Origin of the sequence: [Limnothrix rosea] IAM M-220, assembly GCF_001904615.1 — a bacterium.
Taxonomy (GTDB): domain Bacteria; phylum Cyanobacteriota; class Cyanobacteriia; order Cyanobacteriales; family MRBY01; genus MRBY01.
In genome coordinates this window covers 34,512-60,581 of the sequence record NZ_MRBY01000018.1, presented here as the reverse complement: position 1 = coordinate 60,581, position 26,070 = coordinate 34,512, and the positions used below count along the sequence as shown (strand labels likewise).

22 protein-coding genes and 3 tRNA genes are annotated in these 26,070 nt (G+C 46.7%); 17 read left to right on the top strand and 8 right to left on the bottom strand.

Annotated elements, in window-relative coordinates; all coding sequences use genetic code 11:
• Positions 1–67 precede the first annotated feature (67 nt).
• Positions 68–907, top strand: a complete 840-nt coding sequence (fghA, locus tag NIES208_RS09115) for an S-formylglutathione hydrolase (protein WP_075891939.1) — start codon at positions 68–70, stop codon at positions 905–907.
• Positions 908–940: 33 nt separating this feature from the next.
• Here the strand turns inward: fghA and NIES208_RS09110 are convergent, their stop codons facing one another.
• A complete protein-coding gene (locus NIES208_RS09110; RefSeq protein ID WP_075891937.1) occupies positions 941–2,077 on the bottom strand; it encodes a PP2C family protein-serine/threonine phosphatase in 1,137 nt (378 codons plus the stop codon).
• Positions 2,078–2,129: 52 nt separating this feature from the next.
• On the opposite strand from NIES208_RS09110, the gene NIES208_RS19915 reads away from it, so the two are divergent.
• From NIES208_RS19915 to NIES208_RS09080, 7 genes are all read left to right on the top strand, one after another.
• Positions 2,130–3,392: a rhodanese-like domain-containing protein gene (locus tag NIES208_RS19915; RefSeq protein WP_075891935.1), complete on the top strand. Its 1,263-nt coding sequence runs from the start codon at positions 2,130–2,132 to the stop codon at positions 3,390–3,392.
• A gap of 332 nt (positions 3,393–3,724) precedes the next feature.
• Positions 3,725–6,298 carry a M1 family metallopeptidase gene (locus NIES208_RS09100; protein WP_075891933.1) on the top strand — a complete coding sequence of 858 codons (2,574 nt, stop codon included), beginning with the start codon at positions 3,725–3,727 and terminating at the stop codon, positions 6,296–6,298.
• A gap of 293 nt (positions 6,299–6,591) precedes the next feature.
• Positions 6,592–7,665 (top strand): Gfo/Idh/MocA family protein, encoded by a 1,074-nt coding sequence (locus NIES208_RS09095; protein ID WP_075891931.1) that lies wholly within the window; start codon positions 6,592–6,594, stop codon positions 7,663–7,665.
• A gap of 109 nt (positions 7,666–7,774) precedes the next feature.
• Positions 7,775–7,912, top strand: a complete 138-nt coding sequence (locus NIES208_RS18935; protein ID WP_171971744.1) for a hypothetical protein — start codon at positions 7,775–7,777, stop codon at positions 7,910–7,912.
• Positions 7,913–7,957: 45 nt separating this feature from the next.
• Complete coding sequence (locus NIES208_RS09090; protein ID WP_075891929.1) at positions 7,958–9,049, top strand: hemolysin family protein; 1,092 nt, start codon at positions 7,958–7,960, stop codon at positions 9,047–9,049.
• Between the two features lie 291 nt (positions 9,050–9,340).
• Positions 9,341–9,425 (top strand) — tRNA-Tyr (locus NIES208_RS09085).
• Between the two features lie 10 nt (positions 9,426–9,435).
• A tRNA-Thr gene (locus tag NIES208_RS09080) sits at positions 9,436–9,507 on the top strand.
• 348 nt (positions 9,508–9,855) lie between these two features.
• Here NIES208_RS09080 and dxs read toward each other — a convergent pair.
• A complete protein-coding gene (gene dxs / locus NIES208_RS09075; RefSeq protein ID WP_075891927.1) occupies positions 9,856–11,772 on the bottom strand; it encodes a 1-deoxy-D-xylulose-5-phosphate synthase in 1,917 nt (638 codons plus the stop codon).
• Positions 11,773–12,474: 702 nt separating this feature from the next.
• Here dxs and NIES208_RS19515 point away from each other — a divergent pair.
• The 3 genes from NIES208_RS19515 (at position 12,475) to NIES208_RS09060 (ending at position 13,819) form a co-directional block, all read left to right on the top strand.
• Positions 12,475–12,846, top strand: coding sequence for a zinc ribbon domain-containing protein (locus NIES208_RS19515; RefSeq protein WP_216349389.1), 372 nt, complete (start codon positions 12,475–12,477; stop codon positions 12,844–12,846).
• Between the two features lie 89 nt (positions 12,847–12,935).
• On the top strand, positions 12,936–13,274 hold the full coding sequence (locus NIES208_RS09065) for a hypothetical protein (RefSeq protein ID WP_225875280.1): 339 nt from the start codon (positions 12,936–12,938) through the stop codon (positions 13,272–13,274).
• Positions 13,275–13,315: 41 nt separating this feature from the next.
• Positions 13,316–13,819 carry a 2TM domain-containing protein gene (locus tag NIES208_RS09060; RefSeq protein ID WP_075891925.1) on the top strand — a complete coding sequence of 168 codons (504 nt, stop codon included), beginning with the start codon at positions 13,316–13,318 and terminating at the stop codon, positions 13,817–13,819.
• 30 nt (positions 13,820–13,849) lie between these two features.
• Here the strand turns inward: NIES208_RS09060 and thrB are convergent, their stop codons facing one another.
• Genes thrB through NIES208_RS09040 form a run of 4 tightly spaced genes read right to left on the bottom strand, consistent with a single transcriptional unit; the run spans position 13,850 to position 16,832 of the window.
• Positions 13,850–14,773 (bottom strand): homoserine kinase, encoded by a 924-nt coding sequence (gene thrB, locus NIES208_RS09055; protein ID WP_075891923.1) that lies wholly within the window; start codon positions 14,771–14,773, stop codon positions 13,850–13,852.
• A gap of 58 nt (positions 14,774–14,831) precedes the next feature.
• Positions 14,832–15,653, bottom strand: a complete 822-nt coding sequence (locus NIES208_RS09050; protein ID WP_075891921.1) for a hypothetical protein — start codon at positions 15,651–15,653, stop codon at positions 14,832–14,834.
• Positions 15,654–15,707: 54 nt separating this feature from the next.
• Complete coding sequence (locus NIES208_RS09045) at positions 15,708–16,040, bottom strand: MgPME-cyclase complex family protein (RefSeq protein WP_075891919.1); 333 nt, start codon at positions 16,038–16,040, stop codon at positions 15,708–15,710.
• A 51-nt stretch (positions 16,041–16,091) separates the two neighbouring features.
• Positions 16,092–16,832, bottom strand: a complete 741-nt coding sequence (locus NIES208_RS09040) for a pyridoxine 5'-phosphate synthase (protein WP_075891917.1) — start codon at positions 16,830–16,832, stop codon at positions 16,092–16,094.
• A gap of 465 nt (positions 16,833–17,297) precedes the next feature.
• On the opposite strand from NIES208_RS09040, the gene NIES208_RS09035 reads away from it, so the two are divergent.
• Entirely contained in the window at positions 17,298–18,587 is a 1,290-nt protein-coding gene (locus NIES208_RS09035; RefSeq protein WP_075891915.1) for a glucose-1-phosphate adenylyltransferase, read from the top strand.
• Positions 18,588–18,915: 328 nt separating this feature from the next.
• On the opposite strand, the gene NIES208_RS09030 is transcribed toward NIES208_RS09035, so the two are convergent.
• Both NIES208_RS09030 and rimI read right to left on the bottom strand, forming a co-directional pair.
• A complete protein-coding gene (locus tag NIES208_RS09030; RefSeq protein WP_075891913.1) occupies positions 18,916–19,494 on the bottom strand; it encodes a Uma2 family endonuclease in 579 nt (192 codons plus the stop codon).
• Positions 19,495–19,514: 20 nt separating this feature from the next.
• Positions 19,515–20,078, bottom strand: coding sequence for a ribosomal protein S18-alanine N-acetyltransferase (rimI, locus tag NIES208_RS09025; RefSeq protein WP_075891911.1), 564 nt, complete (start codon positions 20,076–20,078; stop codon positions 19,515–19,517).
• 110 nt (positions 20,079–20,188) lie between these two features.
• Between rimI and lysA the strand changes: the two genes are divergently transcribed.
• The 5 genes from lysA to NIES208_RS09000 all read left to right on the top strand — a co-directional run bounded on the left by lysA (position 20,189) and on the right by NIES208_RS09000 (position 25,997).
• Positions 20,189–21,577, top strand: coding sequence for a diaminopimelate decarboxylase (lysA, locus tag NIES208_RS09020; protein ID WP_075891910.1), 1,389 nt, complete (start codon positions 20,189–20,191; stop codon positions 21,575–21,577).
• Positions 21,578–21,896: 319 nt separating this feature from the next.
• Positions 21,897–22,775, top strand: coding sequence for a diadenylate cyclase CdaA (cdaA, locus tag NIES208_RS09015; RefSeq protein WP_075891908.1), 879 nt, complete (start codon positions 21,897–21,899; stop codon positions 22,773–22,775).
• Positions 22,776–22,871: 96 nt separating this feature from the next.
• A complete protein-coding gene (locus NIES208_RS09010; RefSeq protein WP_075891906.1) occupies positions 22,872–23,612 on the top strand; it encodes an isoprenyl transferase in 741 nt (246 codons plus the stop codon).
• Positions 23,613–23,748: 136 nt separating this feature from the next.
• A tRNA-Asp gene (locus NIES208_RS09005) sits at positions 23,749–23,822 on the top strand.
• 138 nt (positions 23,823–23,960) lie between these two features.
• Entirely contained in the window at positions 23,961–25,997 is a 2,037-nt protein-coding gene (locus NIES208_RS09000) for a caspase family protein (protein WP_075891904.1), read from the top strand.
• Positions 25,998–26,070 lie beyond the last annotated feature (73 nt).

The following is a 26,070-nucleotide window of genomic DNA, read 5'->3' as shown; positions in this document are numbered from 1 at the left end:
CATTCTCAAGACTTTCAATCAATAAAACACTCAAATCTATGACTAAGCACCATGGCGGAGTATCACAATGACCAAGTTAGTTCTGCAAAAAGAAATTCTCTGTTTTGGTGGTCGAGTACGCTACTACAGCCACCAGTCGATCGCCTGCCGTGGGGAGATGAATTTCACAGTTTTTATGCCGCCCCAAACTAAAAATGAAGCCGTACCAGTGCTGTACTATTTGTCGGGTTTAACTTGTACTGAGGAAAACTTCACCACAAAGGCAGGTGCACAACAATACGCTGCCCAACATGGTTTGATGTTGGTGGCTCCAGATACAAGTCCCCGTAATACAGGCATTCCCGACGAAGATAAGGATTGGGATCTGGGTAGTGGTGCAGGGTTTTATGTGGATGCGACGGCCAAACCTTGGTCAAAGCACTATCGCATGTATAGCTATGTCACCAAAGAGTTGCCAGAACTGATTGAAGAGAATTTTGCGGTGACTGATAAACGGGGAATTTTTGGCCATTCGATGGGGGGTCATGGGGCGTTAATTTGCGCTTTACGAAAACCGGATTTTTACCATTCGGTGTCGGCGTTTGCGCCGGTGGTTGCGCCGATGCAATGTGCATGGGGTGAAAAGGCCTTTACGGCTTATCTGGGGGAAGACCAAAAAACTTGGCGTAAGTATGATGCAACGCAAATTATTACAAAGCGGCAGTTTAACGGCAAAATTTTAATTGATCAGGGTAAGGCTGATGTGTTTCTCGAAAAGCAATTATTAACAAATCAGTTTGCGATCGCCTGCGAAAAAGTCGGACAGCCATTACGTTTGCGATACCAAGAAGGCTACGACCATAGTTACTTTTTTATTGCGACCTTTATGGCAGATCATATTGAGCACCATGCCCAAAACTTACTTTAAAAATCAGAATTAAAAGTAACCTAATGCGGTGAGCTAAAGTGATAATTTCATCATCGAGAAATCATCTTCTAGTTCATGGCCATGGAGGCGAGCCCGCAGGAGCTTTTCGAGGCTGGCAAGGTCATGTTTTGCTTCATACCCAGAGAGTAAATCTAAAAACTGTTGCCAATTTTGGACGGCATCTTTAGAGCGGGAATCTTCATAGACTCCATCACTAATAAGATACAAGCGTGAATTAAAGGAAATATATTTTTGCTCTTCTTGATAGATAGATTCTTCCGGCTCGAATAACCCGACCGGAAAACCTTTGGTACGGAGTAGTTGTGGTGGCTCCCCGGGGCGATCGCCAAAAATAATCGCGGGTGGATGTCCCGCGCTGGCATAGGTCAATACTCGTTCATCAATATCAAAAACGCCGTACCACATCGTAAAGTACTGCTCCTGCTGCTCAATAAATTTGCAGTTGGCGCTGAGATATTCTAGGACATTTTTTGGTTTGCCATAATCTACGCCTTGGTGACCATTGCGCGATCGCATCAAATTCAGGACAGCAATGGAGGGTAAAGCAGCCCTTAATCCGTGGCCAGACACATCAAGGAGATAAAAAGCTAGCCGTTGATGATCGAGCCAGAAATAATCAAAGCCATCCCCCCCTAGCTGGGAAGAGGGCACAAAACAGGTTTCAATTTTGATACGAGAGCGATTTAAGGGTGGCGGTAAAAGGGTTCGCACATATTGCGCCGCTTCAGAAATTTCCGACTCTAATTTTTGTTTTTGCAGATAGAGATCGCCGGTCAACTGTTGAATCCGTAATACCGCCCGTACCCGTGCTAGCAATTCGGCAATTTCAATGGGTTTGCATAAAAAATCATCGGCTCCCGCATCTAAGCCCATAATCTTATCTTCGGTACTACCGAGGGCCGTGAGCAGGATAAAAAAAGTGCTGTGTTTTAGGGCGGGGTGGTTTTTGATTTCTCTGCAGACATCGAGGCCATTCATCCCCGGCATCATCCAGTCGCAAATCACTAACTCTGGCTGGAGGGCGATCGCCTTGTCTAGACCCGCGGCACCATTATTACTGTCATGAATATCGTAGCCTTGGCGCGTTAAAGTCCGTTTGAGGAGGGTGCGGATGGCTGGGTCATCATCAATAACGAGAATCTGAATCATAATTAAGCTACACTACCAGCAATGACCCTTCTGCAACTCAGTAAGCTCACCTTTGGCTATCTTAGACCAATATCAATTCCACGTTGCGAGTGATTTGACCCAGTTGGATCAAGTATTGGAGCAGTGTAATAAGATCAATCGTCATGACCGTATTCCTCGCCATGATTGGATGCAGTGTCAAATGGCGATCGCCGAAGGGTTTACGAATGCAGTGCGCCATGCCCACGGTGAAGCACTGAAGCATTGCCCCATTGATATTGACCTTACCCTACAGGAAGATTGCCTAGATATTCGCATTTGGGATAGTGGTAATCATGACTTCGATCTAGAGAAACATCTCCAACACCTCGATCTGAAAAAGGTGAACGAATTTGCATCGGGCGGCCGGGGGTTTATTATCCTCAAAAAAATTGCCTCGAAGCTCGACTATAAACACGACGAACAGCGCCAAAAAAATTATTTGCTGATCTCAAAAACCTTGTCTAATCGTCTTTCTCCCTACTTCATTTCCGTCCAAGCCCTCGGCGATCGCCTCCACGACCCAAACGTGGTCATTGTCGATTGTCGGTTCCGACTAAATGATCCAGACTGGGGCAAGGCCCAATACCAAAAAAAACATATTCCGGGAGCCCATTACCTCCACCTCGATCAGGATCTTTCGTCGCCCCTAGACAAACATGGCGGCCGCCATCCATTACCCGACCCAGAAAAATTTGTCGCAACATTAACGCGCCTTGGCATCGAACAGGGCACAACAGAAGTTGTCGTTTATGACGATCTACGGTTTGCCTTTGCGGCGAGGTTTTGGTGGCTACTAAAATTCTATGGCCATGACAATGTCAGCATTCTCGATGGTGGTTTTGCCGCTTGGGAAAAGTCAGACTATGAATGTAATCAAGAGTTACCTCAAACAGCAACCCAAACCGCTTTTCGACCGCAAATCCGACGTGATTTATTAATTAGTCGGGATGAACTTTTAGTTGCAACGGACAACCAACGCATCGTTTTGGACTGTCGGGACGAGGCGCGCTATCTAGGACAAACGGAGCCGTTAGACCCCGTTGCTGGTCATATACCCGGTGCAATGAATTCACCATGGAAAGCGGTTTCCGATGCAGAGGGATTTGCTTTACCTTTCAAAGAGCAACAAAAACTTTGGCAGGTGTACCCGAAAGATCAGGAGTTGGTTTTGTATTGTGGGTCAGGTGTCACGGCCTGTGTCAATTGGCTCTCACTAGAGATTACGGGACACAATAATCTCAGGCTCTATGTCGGTGGCTGGAGTGATTGGTGTAGTTATCTATCAGAAATGTGAGCTGGTGTAATTTCTCACAATGGATGCGTTGCAAGATTTTTGGTGCGCAGGATGATCAAGGGTCCACCAGCATGGCAATTTATTCCGGGGGCGGCGATCGCCGATATTTCGGACGCTTTACGGTTCGATGGGGTCATCTGATGGTCATCGTACTTGGTGGCGTATTCTCTAGGTCGCGTTTGTTTGGATGGCGTTGACGAAATTTATCGATAAATACGAACACTTTTAATCTGTTGTTGCCCCATCACCCAGTCCATGCTCCTGTTGCTATCATTTAGAACAAACTTAATTTATTTTGTTGGGGCGATCGCCCCCATTAGGTCAGGAAAAATATGTCTGGAATCAACTTTGAATATTTCCTCGATGCTGAAGAAGCGCGTTCTTTTGAGCTACCCGGTGCGAAACCCCACTACAATCCAGACCGTCCGGGACAAGTGAAACATATTCTCCTTGATCTAGATCTTGACATTACAGGGCGATCGCTGACGGGTATTTGTACCATCACCTTGGCTCCCATTCGTCCCGGGGTAACCACTCTGACCCTCGATGCGGTGGATATGGCCATAGAATCCGTGTGCGTTGGCAGTGTTAGTCAACCTTTCGACTATGACGGCGAAGTTTTAACGGTTACATTACTGCAACCGACCACCACCGAAAAATTTGATTTGGCGATCACCTACAAATTGGAGCAACCCCAGCGGGGCATCTATTTTATTAAGCCAGACGACCATTACCCCGATAAGCCAGTACAAGTGTGGACGCAGGGAGAAGATGAAGATTCGCGGTTTTGGTTCCCCTGTTTTGATTACCCCGGACAACTGGCCACCTCTGAAATTAAAATCCGTGTGCCCAAACCCTACCGCGCGATTTCCAATGGCGAACTGGTGGGCACAGAAGAACAGGGCGATCGCACCCAATACCATTGGCACCAAAAAGAGATTCACCCCTCCTACCTCGTCACCCTTGCCGTCGGCGATTTTGCTGAAATTCAAGACGAGTGGCAAGGTATTCCCGTTCTCTATTACGTCGAAAAAGGGAAAGAAGAACAGGGCGATCGCAGTATGGGTAAAACCCCTGAGATGATGGATTTCCTCAGTGCAACCTACGGCTACAAATACCCTTTCCCGAAATATGCCCAAGTCTGCGTCGATGACTTTATTTTCGGTGGCATGGAAAATACTTCCACCACCCTTTTAACAGATCGCTGTCTCCTCGACGAACGCGCAAGCCTCGACAATACCCGCACCGAAACCCTTGTCTTGCATGAGCTGGCACACCAGTGGTTTGGTGATTTAGTGGTGATCAAACATTGGAGCCACGCTTGGATCAAAGAAGGAATGGCCACCTATGCCGAAGTCCTCTGGATGAACCACGAATATGGCAAAGACGAAGCCGCCTACTATCTCCTAGAGCAAATGCGGAACTACCTCAACGAAGACCGCAGCCGCTACCGTCGCCCCATTGTTACCCATGTATACCGTGCACCCATCGAACTGTACGATCGCCACCTCTACGAAAAAGGGGCTTGCGTCTATCACATGATTCGGACACTTTTAGGTGATGACCTATTTTTTAAAGCGATCCGCACATTTATTGGCACCCACGCCCACCGCACCGTAGAAACTATTGATTTACTCCGCGCTGTCGAAGAGTCCACAGGCTTTAATATTGCGCCGCTGTTTGATCAGTACGTTTTTCGCGGTGGACATCCCGATTTTGACGTGAGCTATAGCTGGGATGGCGGTAGCGGTTTAGCTAAACTCACCATTAAACAAACCCAAGCAAAAAAAGATGAAAAGGCATTATTTGATCTCAAAATTCCCGTTGCCTTTGGTTATGTTGACGGCGAAGATGTCACCCAAAAAACCTTTACTTTCCGCCTAAATGAAGCAGAGCAAACCTTTTATCTACCCCTCGAAAAGAAGCCCAGTTTTGTCAGTTTTGATGTGGGAAATCATTGGACAAAAACAGTGAAATTGTCCTACCCAATGGGCGAACTGAAAGCGCAATTGAGCCACGATCCAGACCCTATTTCTCGTATTTACGCTGCCGGGGCGATCGCCAAACAAGGAAATCTCGAAGCCGTCAAAGCCCTCCAAACCGCCCTAACTCAAGAAAAATTTTGGGGAGTGCGCGTTGAGATTGTGAAAGCCCTTGGCAAAATCCAACTCAACCAAGCAGAAGATGCTCTGATGGTGGGACTCAAAGACAGCCATCCCCGCGTCCGCCGTACCGCCCTAACCGCCCTCGGTAACTTTAAAACACCAGATAGCTACAAAGCAGTGAAAGCTTGTCTACTCAAAGGCGACGACAGTTACTACACAGAAGCCGCCGCCGCCAGAACTTTAGGCTCAATGGTATCGGTCAGTTTAGAAGAAAAAGCAGCCGAAAGCCGCGACCTACTCAAACAAATCCTTGAAACTCGGGCTGGCTGGAATGAAGTTGTCCGGGCTGGGGCAATTGGTGGTTTGGCTGCCATGACAACCTCCCCAGAGGCCGTCGACTTATTGTTGCCCTACACTGAAATTGGTGTGCCTCAGCCGTTGCGTCTGGCCGCAATTCGCTCCCTTGGCACTGTGGCTAGTGGCCAAACCAATGACAAACTTGAAGTGATTCTCAACCGTCTAGAGGCGATCGCCCGCGAGACCTTCTTCCTCACCCAAGTGGCGATCGTCGCAGCATTAGGACGTATCGAAAATCCCAAAGCCATGGGATTATTACAAACCCTTGCCAGCCAAGCTCCCGACAAACGAGTGCGTCAACGCGCCGAGGAAACTGTTAGCTCACTTCAGAAAAAATTGAGTAAAGATAAAGCCGTTAAATCCCTACGAAATGACCTCGATAAACTAAAAGAAGAAAACAAACAATTACAAAGTCGTTTAGCCAAACTAGAAGCTAAAACCTAATCTGAACTTCTTAGAAAATATCAAGGTATCCACCGAACTTTTCTCCTCTTTCCACCGTCAAGAAAGCAGGAGAATTTTGTTTTTTGTACCTTTTGATGCAGGCGATCGCCGAAGGAACATTTATCCATAAGGGTGTTAACAAACGAACTGCTACACTCTGAAGAATCAACTTATCAATTCTTTATACTCCAAAGTTCCGTGTTAACATCAGTGTCAAAAAGATGCGGAGAGCAAAAAAACTTTAAACTCTCTCAACATCCAATGGTGGAGGAGTACAAGGAGTTTCTAATTCTATGTCCCAAACAACGGCTGGTGTATCTCAACAACCAAACATTCGCATCGGAGTCATCGGTATCGGTAATATGGGTCAGCACCATACCCGTGTCCTCAGCCTACTCAAGGATGTCGAATTAGTCGGAGTAGCAGACCTAAATGTTGAGCGAGGTTTAGATCTAGCCAGTAAGTATCGCATTCGTTTTTTTGAGGATTATCGCGACCTCCTGCCCCTCGTTGACGCTGTTTGTATCGCTGTCCCCACAAAGCTCCATTATCAAGTCGGCTTAGAATGCATGGAAGCTGGAGTGCATGTCATGATCGAAAAGCCGATCGCCGCCAGTATTGCCGAAGCCGAAGCCCTAGTAAATGCCGCTGCCGAACACCACGTCATTCTGCAAGTCGGACATATTGAGCGGTTCAACCCAGCCTTTCAAGAACTTAGCAAAGTCCTAAAAACAGAAAAACTATTAGCCATTGAAGCCCACCGCATGAGTCCCTATTCCCAACGGGCTAATGACGTTTCCGTCGTTTTAGATTTGATGATTCACGACATTGATTTACTCCTTGAAATGGCCGCATCTTCCGTCGTCCAATTAACAGCAACTGGCTCTAAACGCGAAGATTCTAACCACCTTGACTACGTCACCTCAACCCTAAACTTTGCCAATGGTATTGTGGCCACACTCACAGCCAGTAAGGTGACCCATCGTAAAATTCGTACGATCGCCGCCCATTGCCAAAACTCCCTAACCGAAGCCGATTTTTTAAATAACGAAATTGAAATTCATCGCCAAACAACAGCAAACTATACGACCGACTATGGCCAAGTACTCTATCGTCAAGACGGTCTCATTGAACAGGTTTATACCAGCAACATCGAGCCGCTCCATGCCGAACTAGAACATTTCGTCCAATGTGTACGGGGCGGCGAACAGCCTTCCGTCGGTGGTGAGCAAGCCCTGAAAGCATTGCGCTTAGCCAGCTTGATCGAACAAAGTGCCCTCGATGGCAAAGTTTGGCACGAAATGGACTGGCAATATCAACATCTCAATAAACCTGAGACTGCCGCTGCTCCCGTCAAGCTTGCCTAAAGGTTTTAGACGTTATCAAAATCTTCTGAGCGATCGCCCTTTAAGTTCGATACCCTAATAGATGTAATCCCTTTGCATTTTGTGGAATAGGAGCCACTTACAAATACCTATGTCTGATCTTAACCGTGGCATTATGAAATTTGACGGCGCTGATAAACCCATCGTCGTTGCCGTTTCGGCTGTGCTCGTCCTCGGGGCGATCGCCGCTCTGATTATTTGGGGTGTAACGACAGCCTATACCTTCTAAAGCCTGTTACCCTTCGTTATGTAACCCACTTATTTTCTGGACAAATTGAATTTTCTAGTTGCGATCGCCGAACCCCGTCCCCTTCTCGGAGATGTTTGGCTAGATGTCGCTGTACTGGCGGTAATGCTCTGTATGTCTGCCTTCTTTGCAGGCTCCGAAACAGCAATTACCGCTTTTGACGATCTGAAGCTCGAAGGACTGATCAAACGACAGGGCGATCCACAGGGAATGTTTCGCCTAGTCAAGAAAAATCGCACGAGATTTATTACAACCCTGCTCCTCGGTAATAATCTTGTCAATAACTTTTCTGCCATTATCACCAGTAACCTGTTTGCCATTTGGCTAGGTAATGCGGGTTTGGGCGTTGCGACAGCCGTCGTTACCATTGTCGTCTTGATTTTCGGTGAAATTACGCCGAAATCCCTAGCTATTTTAAATGTGCGTTCCACCTTCATGCTTGTGGTGCGACCCATTTATTTGTTGTCGCAATTTTTGTCACTATTCGGCATTATCTACATTTTTGAAACGATCACCGAAAAAACAATTAAGCTTTTTGCCGGTCAGCAAAACAAAAACGCTCCCACAAGTGAAACACTGACCGAACTACAACTGATGATTGAGATCCTTGGCGGTAAAGGCAAACTTGATCTGCAACGTCGCCGAATTTTAGGCAATGCCTTACTACTCGATAACATGATGGTAAAAGATGTGGTGAAACCCCGCATCGAAATGCAGACGATCGCCCATGATGCCACTGCCCAAGAACTCGTGGATCTATGCCTTGAAACTGGTTATTCAAGGATTCCAGCCCAAGAACAGTCCAAAGATCACATCATCGGCATCGTCAATCTCAAGCAAGCACTGAAGGCAATGAGTGAGGCCTCCCCAGAAGGCCAATCAAACATTTTAGTGAGTATGGTCATGGATACACCAGTCTATGTGCCAGAAACTAAGCGGGTGGCTGATTTACTCAAGGAAATGTTGCAACAGCGCCTGCACATTGCCATTGTGGTGGATGAGTATGGCGGCACGGTGGGGTTGGTGACCCTTGAAGATTTATTAGAAGAATTAGTCGGCGAAATTTACGACGAAAGTGACCTCGAACCGCTTGGCGATCGCCCCTCAAAGCGATACTAGGCCCAGTCAATTTCAGTTAAAAATGACATCTAGAAATTCTTGAGAAAAGGTGCTGTGGCGGCAAGCATGCGGAGACAGGAGACAGAGCAAGATTGCCCTTGTCCTCACCCCGGTCTCACCAAAACTCATTAGGCGAAGACATCGCTCCCTCTTTCCCCATCACCCGGTCCCATTGCAGACTGTACCTAACCCAAACTCCGGCGAAACCATAGACACAAGAAAAAAACTTGCCTAGGGGGTTGCAGAAAATTTCCTTTATGTTAGGATTGATAACTGTGAAAAGAAAAACGTGGGTCGGTGCCCGAGTGGTTAATGGGGGCGGACTGTAAATCCGCTAGCTATGCTTACGCTGGTTCGAATCCAGCTCGGCCCACCACCTTTTCCATGCCCATATGGCTCAGGGGTAGAGCACTCCCTTGGTAAGGGAGAGGTCACGAGTTCAAATCTCGTTATGGGCTTATTGAGCAATAAAAGTTCCAAGTATTTATAGGCTCACCCATCAAAGTTTTTTATTTTTAGAAAATGTATTTTTCTTCGTTTTGAGCGTGCTCTAGACTGCTTGTGGTCTAGATATTACTGAATCTACTGGTGGGTACAGGAGTAGATGTAAGCATCGGCGATCGCCGTGATTGATTGATTGATTGAAATGTTGGTTATGACTGCAGACCATATCTAATATCCTTAATTATTCAAGGACCTGTTTTTTATAAAAGCCATAGAATCAATAAAAAAGGAACGTTTATTGAAACGCTCCTGATTAAAGAATCAATCTTAATATTGAAAAAATTGAACTTGAAAGTGTTGGATTATGCGTTAACAGTCGCTGCATTTCTCGCTTTTTGGAAAAACTTTTCACGAATGGACTGTGCCATTTGTGCAGGAGTCAAACCATGGGCAATTTTAGATTGGTCTGGTGTTGCGTGGTCAACCAAGACATCTCTAATGCCGAAGCGCTGGACAGGAACTTGGATATCATTGTCCTGTAAAGCTTCGCAGACAGCTGAACCGAAGCCACCCATTAAGCAGCCTTCTTCAAAGGTTGCCACTTTACCAATTTCTTTGGCTAGAGGTGCAATTAATTCTTGATCTAAAGGCTTGACAAAGCGAGCATTAATTACTGTGGCAGAGATGCCATGTTCACTGAGGATTTCGGCTACTTGTAGGGTGGGGTGAACCATTGCGCCATAGCCGATCAGTAGGATGTCATCACCATTACGAAGAATTTCGCCTTTACCAATTGGTAATGCTTCCCAGCCTTCTTCCATGAGGGGGACACCAACGCCACTACCACGGGGATAACGCATGGCGATCGCCCCATCTTGGTATTCAATGCCCGTGACGAGCATCCGTTGCAATTCTGCTTCATCCTTGGGAGCCATCACCACAATATTGGGAATGAGACGGAGATAGGAAATGTCGTACATGCCTTGGTGGGTCGGGCCATCGGCACCGACGATTCCGGCACGATCTAAACAGAAAAAGACAGGCAATTTTTGAATGCAGACATCGTGGATAATTTGGTCGTAGGCTCGCTGGAGAAACGTAGAATAGATGGCTACAACAGGGTGAATGCCTTCACAGGCTAAGCCCGCTGCAAGGGTTACTGCATGTTGCTCTGCGATACCAACGTCAATGTATTGCTTGGGTAGTTTTTTCTGAAGTTTGTCTAGTCCCGTGCCTGTTGCCATTGCTGCGGTGATACCAATGATTTTGGGGTTATTTTCAGCAAGGGTTGTGAGGGTGTGGGCGAAAACTTTGGAATAGCTGGGCGGTGTGGGCTTATTGGAAGGGTAAGCTTTGCCTGTGGCTAAGTCAAAGGGTTTCTGGGCATGGTAGCCAACTTGATCTTTTTCGGCGATCGCATAGCCTTTCCCTTTCGTCGTAGCGACATGGACAAGGGTGGGACCCTTCGCCTTGTGAGCCTGCTTAAAGGTGCGAATGAGTTCCTCAATATTGTGACCATCAACGGGGCCAAAATACTTAAAGCCGAGCTCTTCAATCACTGCCCCAACTTTAGAGACAGCAAGGCGCTTCATACTGTCCTTAAAGCGCTCCATTTCTGGAGTGATAGATTCACCGAGGAACGGTAAATGCTTCACTTGCTCTTCGAGGTTGTCCGTTAAAAACTGTACCGGATCACTGAGGCGTACCTTATTGAGATAGCGCGAAATTGCTCCAACATTCGGCGAGATGGACATTTCATTGTCATTGAGCACCACCATCAGGTTTGTGTCGGGGAGATGTCCTGCATGGTTAATAGCTTCTAGGGCCATACCACCGGTTAAAGCACCGTCGCCGATGACCGCCACAGTTTTGTAGTCTTCTCCTTTCGCATCCCGCGCGAGAGCCATACCAAGGGCGGCGGAAATACTGGTAGAAGCATGACCTGCACCAAAGTGGTCAAATTGATTTTCACTCCGTTTGAGATAGCCTGCCACACCGTCTTTTTGGCGTAGGGTGTGGAACTGGCCATAACGTCCAGTGAGGAGTTTGTGGGGGTAGGCTTGGTGGCCAACGTCCCAAACGACTTTGTCGCAGTCTAGATCAAGGGTTTGATAAAGGGCAATTGTCAGTTCGACAACGCCTAAACCGGGGCCAAGGTGACCACCACTGGCGGCGATAGTTTGTAGGTGTTTTTCGCGGATTTGACGGGCTATTTCTTCTAGCTGACGAACCGATAAACCGTGGAGTTGGTTGGGGTGGGTGATTTCACTAAGATGCATAGGTTTGCTGGAAAGCCATCTTATAAAAAGGTCTAGTTCTCAGCATATCAGGTCTGCTAATTTTGATCAGAATAATCAAATTTTTTAACGGGGATCGCGCTCTAGCAGAGGCTAGAGATCACGGAAAACGAATGGCTATTGGTCGCAAAAAGTACCAAATAACCTATTTTTGCTAAAAACATCTGTTGTGCTTACGTATATGGTTTCGTTTGCTCTCAGGGGAATTTTTTCATAGGGGGCAAGTCGAATTCTAGGCTTGTCGAAAATGAAGTGGATATTGTAAGAAATGGAATGTTTCTAGCAGAAGAACTTCGCTGTACTCCGACCATAGGTGAAAGCTTGGTTGGTGGTGTAGCGAAGCGTGAACAAAGTGAGCAGTTTACACAGTTTTTTTATCTTGTAGATATGCTTAATGTGACATGGGAATTCAAGCTAGAGCTACCTGCCGAGTAGGTTGTAGAGATTGAGCGCACTTTAACGGTTTGCTGTAGGGTGTGGAACTTTGCTCTGCGAGGGCGGAAGGATTGACTCAGTTCTGGGAAATCACCGATCAATGCTTGCTCGATTCGGCAGGAGTTCATCTTGCCAGCAACGTATTGCTGATACCCGTAGGGACTGGCATTTTAAGTTGGCTCATTATCTGTGTGATAACGCTGGGATGGTGTTCGTGGAAGATTTGGACTTTCGCATGGTGCCAAAGGGATGTTAGGTCAGCACACTTTGGATGCTGGTCTAGGTCAGTTCACCCACCAGATTCTCCCTTGGGTGTGTTGTTTCAAGCGGGATGTGTATTACGGCAAGGTGGATGCGCGTGGCACGTCTCAAGGGTGTCCAGATGGTGGAGCGGCGGTCGGGAAAGACCTCTCAATGCTTATCTATCACTGCTACAACTGCGGGTCAGTTAAGCCTCGTGATGTGGCGGCTGCTCAAGTGATTAGTACCCGTGGGCAACGGGAAATCGAAAATGCCTGTGGAGTCGAGGTAGCGGGGGCATCGGTAACGGTGTCTAGCCAACGGGTGGTGAAGCAGGAAATCTTTGGGGCGACCCAAGGAATCTCTCTGGATACCTGCTAGGGTGGCTGGGAGTGGGTGTCAATGAGAAATAGGGATTTCACGGTGGATAATGAAAGCTAGACTGATGGTCAAGGTTTTGTGAAAAGTCTTTGATTTGTTTTTTGTGGCGATCGCCGATTAATGTTGTGAAAAAACCTGAACCCCTACAACTAAAGCAACTAGCACCCTACGAAGATATGTTGCTCCATGCCCTCGCTTTTTTTCGGACAAACCGGAGCGTTGAGACCCAAGCCCATCATTGTTTGTCAATGTATTTGCGTCAAGGGGAAGCCCGTGTTATGGGGGAAGTGGGCTTTTATGCGCAACTTTTGGGGATGGAACCCAAGGATTTGTTGCAGCTAATTTATACAAATCCCGACGAGGCGATCGCCCGCTTGTCACCGTGTGGGGAAATTGCGCCAGTGGCGGAGGAAAATAATGAACTTTAATAGGCATAATAGAAAAAGAGCACCTTCGCTGCCCTGTGTCTATGACAGCTAAACCCGCCCCCGAAACCTATCAGGTTGAAGATATCCAAGAAATTCTCCAGTTGGCGATCGCCCGCCGTGAAGAAGATAGTGAGCTTACTCGCACCCAGCTAGAGGAGATTGCTGCGGATTTGGGAATTCCCCAAACGGATTTGGTGGTGGCGGAAGAAACATGGCGTAGCCAGAAAATCGTTAATCAAAAAAAACAAGAGTTTAACCAGCATCGCCGCCATTTACTAAAAAATAAAACCACCCGTTTTGCCATTATTAATGCATTTTTATTGGGCTTGAATACCCTCGGTGCGGGGCATCCTTCCTGGTCGCTTTATATTTTGCTCATTTGGGGTCTATTTTTTAGTTTAAAAAGTTGGCAGCTTTGGCAAACGAGCGGCGAAAACTACGAAACCGAATTTCAGCGCTGGGATCGTAAAACGCAACTGAAAGAATCTGTGCAAACCCTCTGGCAAAAAACCCAGAAGTTTCTCAATGGTGGCGATTTTAGTTAGAAAGTGCAACGGGTGGTGAACCGTTATTTTCTAAATTTTCTGGACTGTTGTCCCCTCGGAGGCGATCGCCAAAACCTTTGTTTGGGCATTGATCTTAAATTTTGCCCAAGCTGTTGCCATAGATTGAGCCACCTGTTCAGCATTGTCCGGAGGGGTTAAGGCCAGTAACGTTGGCCCTGCACCGCTGATCACCATGCCAAAAGCCCCAGCGTCTATGGCTGCCTGTTGCACTTGGTCATAGCCGACAATCAGATTTTTGCGGTAGGGCTGATGAATTTGATCATCTAGGGACGCTCGTAAATAGTCAGGATGATTTTGAGCCAAGCCATGGGGCAACAGACCAAGACGAGAGGCATTAAAAATGGCCTGGGCGCGGGCATATTGTTGGGGCAAGACGAGGCGAGATTCCTCGGTTGACAGCTCAAAATCCGGAATCGCAACCACGGGAATTACCGCTTTATGCCAAGCCCAGGGACAAATGACCCATTTTTGTTGATGATTTACCGAAAGCTGACAACCGCCGAGCAACGCTGGCACAACGTTATCGGGATGCCCTTCTAGTTCAATGGCGAGTTGCATCACTTCCGGTTCCTTTAAAGGCGAACCTGCCAAGGTATTCGCGCCAACCAAGCCGCCGACAATAGCTGTGGCTGAGCTACCAAGCCCCCGTGATAGGGGCACATTTAAATCGATAGCAATATGGATATTGGGGATAGGTTGACCAATTTTTTCGTAAAGGTATTTAAAGGCGACATAGAGCAGATTATCTGGGTCTGCATCTAATTTATTCGCTTCCACTGCCGCCCCAGTGACTTCTAGGCTAAAGGGTTTTGCCTCTGCATCAGTTGGTGTAAAGCGAAAGGTATTATTTAGGGTGAGGGCAGCACCAAGGCAATCAAAGCCTGCGCCGATATTCGCCGTTGTGGCAGGAACCTTTACTTGAATTGTTGTCATTGGTCATTAGTCTCTTGGTGGAGTTCTTGGTTGAAAAAGAAATTCAGGTTAAGGAAATTTAGGGGAGGATATTGGCTTTGAGTCGGATAATTTGCTCGGTGGGAATGGCGATCGCCGTAAAGTTATTTTGACTTAATAAATTTAGGACTTCAATGAGGCGATTTTCGTCGGTCGTTTGTTCGACGAGGAGATAGCCCCGGGTGCCATGGGTAACAAGATCAATATCCTGCGCAAGTAAAGCTTTCAGTTCCGTGGCGATCGCCGGATTTACACCATAGTCTACGAGGATGCCATACCCATCACCAGTCAAAGCCTGTGGCTCAAATCTCTCCACAGACTCAGACGTAGGCGCTAATTCAGCACTGAGAGTACCTACTGGAATAGTACGGTCGGGTTTAATGCGCCCTTGAAAAACATCCGGTGCCACAACCCCCTCTGTCGGTACAACAACCTCAGGCGGATCTGCAGCTCCCAATAGGGTTGGAATCACTGGCGGTTCCACTGGCGTATTAGCCATTGTCGTCACTGGAGTAATGACCATTAACGGTAAACCCACCGCATTGTCAAAATATTCAGCCCACTGTGTGGCGCGCGCTTGGGATGTGAAATTGCCCACACGACTGAGAATATTGCCGCCGTACTGGCAGACTAAAAGATGATGGTCTTTAGAAAGCGTCCGACCCACCTGTAATCGAACTTCTTCCCGGAGAGGCTGTGACGGTGTAAATACCAATACGAGAAATTCATTGGCAGCGGGAGATGGGCAAATGGGCAGATTTTCATCCTGGGCGATCGCCCCCTGTGCCGTCACAAAGGCAGACAAGCTACCCAATAGAACAGACAGCCACGGCGATCGCCCGATCTTCCAAAACTTACCCATTACTGATTCCTCCAGCGGCAATAAATCACAGCCCCATTTTAGGGAATTCCCCGACTACATCACCTCTCCAGACAAAGACTTGAGCGGTTCTGGAATTTCGTCAGAAGGGGCTTCAAATTCCCCCAAATAGACGTATTCGAGGCGTAGCTTGAGCCAAGTAATAAATTTTTTGTTGGTGGAAATAACCGCAGCACAGGGTTGGGGCGTTGTGGCTTTTGCCTCCTTTTGGCTAGGAGCATCAATGAATGCCGGATCTTGAACAACCCAAAAATCCTTTTCTAAACCCTTATCGGCATAGTGACGCTTACGTTCTTTAATCACCTCTGGAAAAGGCTCATCTTCAAAGAGAAATTTCTTGCTTGCCAGCGCGTAATAATACGTGGTCATAACAGTTGATATAAAAGTATTTTTAAAGGTTTTTGCCTCAGTAAAGATACCCTACAATTGCCCCCCCATGGCAAGCTTCATTTCCCGGACAGCACGCTCTAAACCCACCAAAACGGCGCGGCTAATAATGGTATGACCAATATTGAGTTCTTCCATGCCCTCAATGCAAGCGACGGGGAAAACATTACGATAGGTTAAGCCGTGCCCCGCATTGACCCGTAACCCTTGGGCGATCGCCTGTTGTGCACCACGACGCAGATAATCTAATTCCACCTGTTGTGCTACTTCGCTAGGGGCTTCAGCATATTTGCCCGTGTGTAGCTCAATAAATTTTGCCCCAGTTTTTTGGGACGCTTCAATTTGTTCCGGCTCCGCATCAATAAACCAGCTCACAGGAATATCTGCCCCTTGTAGCTCGTCGACTACACCTTTAAACCGTTCAAAATTGCCCACAATATCAATGCCCCCTTCCGTGGTGATTTCCTCACGTTTTTCGGGAACAAGGGTGACATAGTCCGGCTTGATGTCGAGGGCGATCGCCACCATTTCGTCCGTGGGAGCCATTTCGAGGTTGAGGTGAGTCTGTACCGTTTGGCGCAAAATCTGCACATCACGGTCTTGGATATGGCGACGGTCTTCCCGCAGGTGCACCGTAATGCCATTCGCACCCCCCAGCTCCGCTAGGGCTGCAGCCGTGACCGGATCCGGTTCTACCGTACGACGAGCTTGGCGAATGGTCGCAACATGGTCAATATTGACCCCAAGGGTGAGAAGAGGACTAGGACTTTGCATCGGAATCTATACAGAAAAATAGCGAATTGGAAAAATACACAGGCTCTATCATATCAACTATTCCCAATGGCTTGCAGTGGCGATCGCCAATCTATACCCATCCATTTCAAGGCTATTTTGGCTCAGTTTAAACCCCTTCACCGCAACTAAAGCTAACGATCAAAAAAAATAAAACCGATATTTATGACCATACTTTTAGCGATTCAGTTGAGTAGAGAAAATGCATTTCCCTTGATCCCTAACTATGATTTCCTAGGATCTCGATATTTCCTTATGTAGATTGGCGATCGCCCCAGCAAATCTTAATCAAATGATCCCTTTCCCTTAGAATACGCCGTTGAGAATCAGACCTACGGAGGATATTTACAAGAAAAGTAGCAAAAAGTTTGCATTTTTACTTTTCCAGATGACCCCTACAGTCATAAACTTGACTCAGAGGTCACAGGCAGTCATGAGGTCTTTTTTGTGAAACGCGTCCTAGGAATAATACTCGGCGGCGGCGCAGGTACTCGCCTATATCCGCTAACTAAGCTTAGAGCTAAGCCCGCAGTACCTCTAGCAGGAAAATATCGTCTGATCGATATTCCCGTTAGTAATTGCATCAATTCTGAAATCCATAAAATATACGTTTTAACTCAATTTAACTCGGCATCCCTAAACCGACATATTGGTAGAACCTATAATTTTGCTGGCTTTAACGATGGCTTTGTCGAAGTTCTCGCAGCCCAGCAAACTAAAGAAAATCCCGACTGGTTCCAAGGTACAGCCGACGCTGTCCGTCAATATAGCTGGCTGATGGAAGAATGGGATGTCGATGAATTTATCATCCTCTCCGGTGACCACCTCTACAGGATGGATTACCGTGACTTTGTGATGCGCCACCGCGAAACGGGCGCAGATATTACCCTCTCCGTTGTGCCCGTTGGTGAAAAGGTCGCCCCAGCCTTTGGTTTAATGAAAATCAATGACCAAGGTCGTGTGGTTGACTTTAGCGAAAAACCCACGGGTGAGGCTCTTAAAGCAATGCAGGTAGATACCCAATCCTTGGGTCTTGACCCTGAGCAAGCAAAGGAAAAGCCCTATATCGCGTCGATGGGAATTTATGTTTTTAAAAAGCAAGTTCTTCTTGATCTACTGAGACAGGGCAAGGATAAAACTGACTTCGGTAAAGAAATCATTCCTGATGCGTCTAGGGACTACAACGTCCAAGCATATTTATTTGATGATTATTGGGAAGATATAGGCACTATCGAAGCGTTCTATGACGCTAACCTTGGTTTGACGAAGCAGCCTATTCCTCCCTTTAGCTTCTACGATGAGCAAGCGCCGATTTATACCCGTGCTCGTTATTTGCCACCGACAAAGGTTCTCAATGCGAATGTCACTGAGTCGATGATCAGCGAAGGCTGCATTATTAAAAATTGTCGTATTCACCATTCTGTCCTTGGTATTCGTACCCGTGTTGAGGCGAATTGTACGATCGAAGATACGATGATCATGGGTTCTGACTATTATCAACCCTATGAGAAGCGCCTTGAAAGCTTGAAAAATGGGAAGCCTCCGATTGGTATTGGTGAGGGGACAACGATTCGCCGGGCGATTGTTGACAAAAATGCTCATATTGGCAAGGATGTCATGATCGTCAATAAGGATGGGGTTGAGGAGTCTAACCGTGAGGAACTCGGTTTCTATATCCGTAGTGGTATTGTGGTGGTTCTTAAGAATGCGATTATTCCTGATGGCACTGTGATCTAAGGGCGATCGCCTTTTGTTTTTTGTTTAAATCTCTTTTTGACACAAGCTCTTTTTAAAAAAAGTTTAAATATTTTAGTTTTGCCTCTAACTGGTTTGTCGTTAGAGGTTTTTGTTTTTTGTTAATTTAAAGCTGCCATCGCCAATGGTGTCGGGAGAGGCGATCGCCGATCATCTTTTCCCACTTACTTAATTGTTCTGGGAATTTCTGATCATTAATACCTTTGCGCCACATGATCAAAGCATCTTCGCCAGTAGCTTGGTAATATCCTTTGCGCCGCCCTGCGATCTGAAAGTCAAATTTTTCATAGAGGGCGATCGCCTCCTTGTTTTAGACCTTCAGCCAGTCAAAGATTTCTGTGACTGATAGTTGCCAATCTTCAATCTCGGCGATTAAGGTCAATGGCTCTGTCGCATTACGTTCTAGAGAATAAACTTTTGGAAAACTGGTTTGTTGGAAAATAGAAATGGATTTCACTTGGGGATCAATAAGCCAGCCTAATTCTGTACCTTGCTCCATACAGAAAATAATTTTTTCCATTACTGTTGTGGCGGATTGGTCTGGAGAAAGAATTTCAATTGTCCAATCAGGGAAACGTTCGTAGCGATCGCCGATATCTCCATCTTCATCCCTCGGTAAATTGTCCCAACGCACCACTGCAATATCTGGCACCAGCGATCGCCCACCAAAAGTACAACGTAATTCTGTCAGCGCAAGGGCAATTTTTTTATTTTCTGTCTGTAGATCAATTTCTCGCGCCAATCGACTCTGTAAACGGCTATGTTTTCCTTTGGGCATTGGCTTTTGAGTAATTAATCCGTGAGCATATTCGTTGGCTGGTTTAGTTTCTGGCATCGCCAAAAAATCTACCAAACTTATGCTTTTTTCTACAGCTGTGGTCGTAAGCATTTTGCCGTTCTCGTAAAGGCTTACTCCCGATTGTACTCACTTTGAAAGCGCCAACTGTTTTGCCGGAGGCGATCGCCGACCATTTTTTCCCACTTATTTAATTGCTCAGGAAATTTCTGCTCATTAATACCCTTGCGCCACATGATTAGGGCATCTTCGCCTGTCGTTTGGTAATAACCTTTACGTTTGCCTGCTACTTGAAATCCAAATTTTTCATAAAGGGCGATCGCCGCCGTATTGGATTCTCGGACTTCTAAAGTGGCCCGCTCTAAACCCCGTAGCCAAGCATCCCGTAATAATCCCAGCAGAATCAGTTGCCCTAGACCCTGTCCTTGAAAATCAGGGTGGACTGCCATAATAGTGACATGGGCTTCTTCAACAATAGACCATAAACAGCCTAAACCCATCAGGCGATCGCCATCATTTGGCAAAGGTAAAATCAGCAAAGTACTATTCGGACTGGCCATTTCTCGAAGATAACCATCCTTTGACCAGAGTCCTCCGAAGCAAGCCTGATCTAGCTCTAAAACCTGTGGTAAATCATCTTCGGTGAGCAGTTGGAGTTGTAAGGAAATGGTGGTCACAGGTAGAAAAAGCGTAGAGGGGTAGGATTATCACCGTTACAGGAATCAATTCATACCTTACACTGCTTAATTAACTTTATTCGTTATGGAAATTATCTAAACCAACGCTTATGTTAACTGTCGAATCTACCGCAAATACGGGACGGCAATATTTGCCAGAAAACCCCGAAACCCTTTCCCCAAACCAAAGCTTAATGCCCTTAACGGCGACGGTGAATGACCAAGATCATTTAGTTGTCGGTGGTTGTGATGTTGTTGAGCTGGTGGAAAAATATGGCTCCCCGCTCTACATTCTCGATGAGCACACCCTCCGCACCACTTGTCGTCAATATCGTGAGAGCCTCCAAAAATATTATTCCGGTGAATCCCTTGCGATTTATGCTTCTAAAGCTTGGAGCTGTATGGCAATTTGCGCCATTGTGGATAGTGAAGGTTTGGGCTTTGATGTGGTGTCTGGCGGTGAAATCTACACGACTTTACAGGCTGGCATTAGCCCGACAAAGATCTATTTTCACGGTAATAACAAGTCCCGCGAGGAGCTAAACTTCGCCCTCGATAGCGGCGTTACCATTATTGTTGATAATTTCCTTGAGCTAGAAATGCTGGCAGAAATTACCGGCGATCGCCAAGCAACTGCCAATATCATTTTGCGCCTCACTCCCGGCATCGAATGCCATACCCACGAATATATTCGTACCGGCCACCTCGACAGTAAATTTGGCTTTGATCCCAACCAAATCGAAGAAACCTTTACCCTGGTTGGTCGCCATGACTACCTCAACTGCATCGGTCTCCATGCCCATATCGGTTCCCAGATCTTTGAACAACAGCCCCACAAAGATCTCGGTGATGTACTGGCTGGCTGGCTAAAAAAAGCCGGCGAATACGGCCTTAACCTTGAAATCCTCAACCTCGGTGGTGGCTTAGGCATTCGTTATACCGAGTCTGATGATCCCCCAAGTATTGAAGCTTGGTGTCGTAATGTGGCTGAGTCCCTAGAAGCTGCCTGTCTAAAGTATGGTGTTGGGTTGCCAAAACTGATTGTTGAACCCGGCCGTTCCCTGGTGGGTACTGCTTGCATCACGGCTTATACCGTGGGTAGCCGCAAAGTCGTCCCTGAAATTCGTACCTACGTTTCGGTTGATGGCGGCATGTCTGACAACCCCCGCCCGATTACCTATCAATCTTTGTATCGTTCTGTCGTTGCAAACCGCATGTCTGATGAGTGCAATGAAACGGTTACTGTGGCGGGTAAACACTGCGAGTCTGGCGATGTTGTGATTAAAGATGCGCGACTGCCGACACCCCAGCCCGGCGATATTCTCGTTGTCCTTGATACGGGAGCCTACAACTACAGTATGGCATCTAACTACAACCGTATTGGTCGTCCTGCGGCAGTACTGGTCAATGAAGGGGAAGCTCAAGTGATTATTCGTCGGGAAACCTATGATGATTTAGTTCGCCAAGATTGTTTGCCGGAGCGTTTACGCCAAATTTAAAGCGTGAGTCGGTCATTACTGATTTGCTCAAGTTCTAATCAAAATTCGAGAAATTCAAAGGGGTGATCGTTGTCAGGCGATCGCCTTTTTTTAGGTCTTTTAACATTTTCTAAATTTGTCTAAAGACGCTTAAAACCGACTGGAGTTCCCAAAAACGTAAAAGCAAAACTTAAGAAAAAACAAGCATTAAATTTGCTGAATCAAAATGGCATGATCCGACGAAACCCAGCAAAATTAATAGCATTCATCGTGGGGCTCTATGCCATGATAGAGTCTAACCGCAGGTTTGTCGGTTATGCAGAGGTAGCGGTTATCGCAGATGCCGAGTTGGCTTTTCTATAGCGTTGATATTGCGCTGACTTTATTCCTGATCTACGTGGCATTGTTTGTCATTGAAGAGCGACGTACGTTGTGGGTCGTACGCGGTTTTTTAGTGCTAATTATTGCCGAAAAAGTGGCTCACCTTGCCCAGTTTGGTTATGTCGAAGCGATCCTCGATAAATTGGTGCTCATCTCTGCTGTGGCGATCGCCATTGTTTTTCAATCCCAGTTGAGACGTTTACTAGAACGCATTGGACGAGGAGATATTGTCAGTCTCTTGCGACCTTCGCCCGTACGGGTGATTGCGACCGAAGACAATTTACTCGACAGTATCGTTGAAGCCATTAAAAGCCTGTCCCAAAACCGGACTGGTGCGTTGCTGGTGATCGAAACGATAACGCCCATGGACGAAAAAGATTTCTCCGTTCCCGGCGTGATCCTTAATGCCGAAATTTCCAAAGAACTCCTCCAAACCATTTTTCAGACCAGCACATTGCTCCATGACGGCGCTGTTTTTATTAGCGGTTCACGTATCGTGGCCGCTGGCGTAATTTTGCCCCTCTCCGAAAAATCAGCATCACGACAGTTGGGCACAAGGCACCGGGCGGCCATGGGGATCACAGAGCGCGTTGAACATTGCGTTTGTGTTGTTGTCTCCGAAGAAACAGGCTCCATTTCCTTAGCTGAGCGTGGCAATCTAAACCGACCTCTAACGAGTAGCAAACTAAAAGAACTATTGGCCGAATACTTTACCCCTAGCGATCATGAATCTGTCACCCCGGATCTTGGGCGGATCAGTCGACAGTTAAGTTTTCAGGGTAGAGTTTTGCTAGAGCGTTTTTTGCGGTTACCGTCCTCCACGGTAGACAAGGATTGAAGTGCTTTCTTTTTTTCTTAATTCCGTAGATTACACTTGGCTATTTGTAGATTATTTTTGTTCGTATTTATCCGTACTAAAAAGTTTGCTCGCGTTATGGCTTATCCTCTGCCCATTGATCTTGATCCAAATAAATTACCTCAACATATTGCCGTCATCATGGATGGCAACGGCCGCTGGGGTAAGCAACGGGGATTACCGCGCATCATGGGTCACCAGCGGGGGGTAGACACGATTCGCAATATTTTGACCTATTGTCAAGATTGGGGGGTGGGGGCTTTAACGGTATATGCTTTTTCAACGGAAAATTGGCGTCGTCCCCCTGCGGAGGTGGAATTTTTAATGGCGCTATTTGAAAAGGTGCTGCGCCGCGAAATTAAGATTTGGGCGCAAAAGGGTATTCAAATTCGTTTTGTGGGCGATTTGACTTCCCTCCCCTATTCGCTCCAGGAGGAAATTCAGCGCTCGGTTTTACAAACGAAAGATAATACTGGTATTCAGTTTACTGTCGCGACAAACTATGGTGGTCGGCAGGAACTCGTACAGGCTTGTCGGGCGATCGCCGTAAAAGTTGCGGCGGGGGAATTGGATCCGGCGGATATTGACGAAAATCTCATCGACAATCATTTATATACCCGTGGCATTCCTGATCCTGATCTGTTGATTCGCACCAGTGGCGAAATGCGCCTCAGTAATTTTCTCCTGTGGCAGATGGCCTATAGCGAGATTTATGTGACACCAACCCTTTGGCCAGACTTTGATAAGCACGAATTTCATCAAGCCTTACTCGCCTTTCAAAAACGGGAGCGGAGATTCGGGAAGGCATCTGTGTCCTAATCCTAAGGCTTCGTTACCCTGCTCAAGGCGATCGCCCTACTTGATTTCTAACCACTACAGCAATATTTTTTTTGCTTTAGGGGGTTGACATAAATTTTTTCTGTGAATATATTATTAAAAGTGACTTAAACCACTGGGGACTGTAGTTCAGCTGGTTAGAATGCCTGCCTGTCACGCAGGAGGTCGCGGGTTCGAGTCCCGTCAGTCCCGTTCAAACAAAGCCTAAGTCTGGCATAGAGCATTACTTGAATTATCTTGAAGTTAAATGCTTTTATGCATCTGGGCAGTAGTCAGATACAAAGATGGCTGGTAGTCTGATATCAGGATTCTCAAGGGCCACAGTTCAAGATGAGATTGGATCGACGCAGCTTCTTACAAGGGTTAGGATTAACTCTATTATCCCTTGGTCTTTTTGACCGAGGATTTCGAGGTGAAGTTGGCCGTTATGCTCAAGCCCTCGATAAATTTTCTGGGCGCAAGTTTGCGCTCCTGATTGGTATTGACCGTTATCCCGATGCGGATGATCTGGCGGGTTGTGCCGTTGATATTAATATTCAAAAGCGGCTTTTGATCCATCGTTTTGGTCTTGACCCTGCGGATATTTTTGTCTTAAAAAATGAAACGGCTAATCGCGAAAATATTTTTACAGCCTTTCAAAAGCAACTGAAGGATCTGCTGACACCAGAGGACTTTTTGCTCGTTCACTTTAGTGGCTATGGCACCACGATTACAACGACCCAGGGAAAAGCGATTAATGCTTTGATGCCTGTCGATGGTGTACTGGGCAAATCTAAGGCTGTGATTAATAATGCGATCGCCGTCTCGACCATTGAAGGTTTTATGCGATCGCTGAATGTCGCCCAGTCGGTGTTGGTCTTAGATACTAGTTTTGAGCCATTGCCTAGGGGAGAGTATCAGTATTTGCGTGGGAGAGCCTACCCGAAACCCTTGTCTGGTAGTGCTAATCCTTCAGAAATCGCCATTGCAGAACAGCTACAACGGAATTTACTCCAGCGAAATCTCAAGGGCAAATCTCTGCTAAAGCTTAGTGCGGCACAGCTCACTGGCGGTAAAGAATTTGCTATTAATGGGACAAATGTTGGTTTATTTACGGTGACTTTGGCGCAATATTTGGCGGCGGTTAATCCGAAGGCGACGGTCGCTGAGGCCAATACTTTTCTGAATTTTCGATATCAGCAGTTACAAATTCTGCCCGAAGAGCGTCCTGTCCCTAATTTTGCGGAAAACAACCTGCCCCTTTATGGTTTAATCCCGACTCGAGTTATGCTGCCCAGTGCTGGGCATGTGGTCAATACTGAAGGGAGTTTAACGGAAGTTAGTTTGCTCGGCTATTCGCCGGAAGTATTGCAGGCGATCGCCCCAGAAAGCGAAGTAAAAACCATTGAAGCCGAGCCAAAAATACTGGTGATCACCACAAAAAATGGCCTTTCTGCCCAGGCAAAGACCAACGACACAGCCCCAACACCAGATACACCACTCCAGGAAAATTTACGGGTACTACCTCGTAATCTCACCCTACGTATTTCCCTCAGTGATCATCTCAGTCGCATTGAGAGGGTTGACGCGACCAGTGCCTTTGCCGGCATTGCAACCGTTGCTAATGTGGGGAATCCTTCTGAATGGGCAGACTATATTTTTGATGCGGGCTACAATCTATTTTCCCTGAGTGGTCAACCCTTACCTGCCCTATTTCCCATGGAGAGTAATCAGGCCATTAAGTCTTCTGTGGAGAATTTGCAGCCTACCCTTGAACAGTTATTGGCGTTGAAATGGCTACGACTACTGGTGAACGAAACAAGTTCGACGTTACAGACTCAAGTCAGCTTTAATCGTCTCCAACCCAAGCGATCGCCGCTAATTCAGAAAGTTTCACCCGTTAGTATTGCCCAAGCCCCGAAGTTTCAGGCGGTTAAGGTCAAACCTAGCGAAACCCTGACGTTCCAGTACAAAAATTTAGGCAACGCAACGATTAATTTTATTGGTTTAGCGGTCAGTCCCAAACAGGAAATTATCCTACTCACCACCCAAAATCCATTACAGGTAGAAGTGAATGCTGGTAAAAGCCCTGAGCTTACCTTTATTCCCCAACGTCCGGCTGGTCGCTGGCAAGTGTATTGGATTGGCAGTATTGATCCCTTTACGAAATTTCAGGCGCAACTCGATAGACAATTTTCTAATCTTGAGACCAATACCGTTAAAGTTGAGCAACCATTACCCTTAATTCGCTCTATTCTCGAAGATCTGAGTGCGGTCACGAGTGGCGGTAGTGAAAGTAGTAAGGAAACTTATCGACTCGCGACGAGCCGATGGTTTTCTGGCTGTTTTATCTATGATGTTACTGAGAATGTGCCGAAGGTTAACTGAAGCTTCCTGAAACTGTTTGATCTTGTCGAAAAATCTGGCCATCATGATTTTCGATAGCAACATGGGTTGGGTT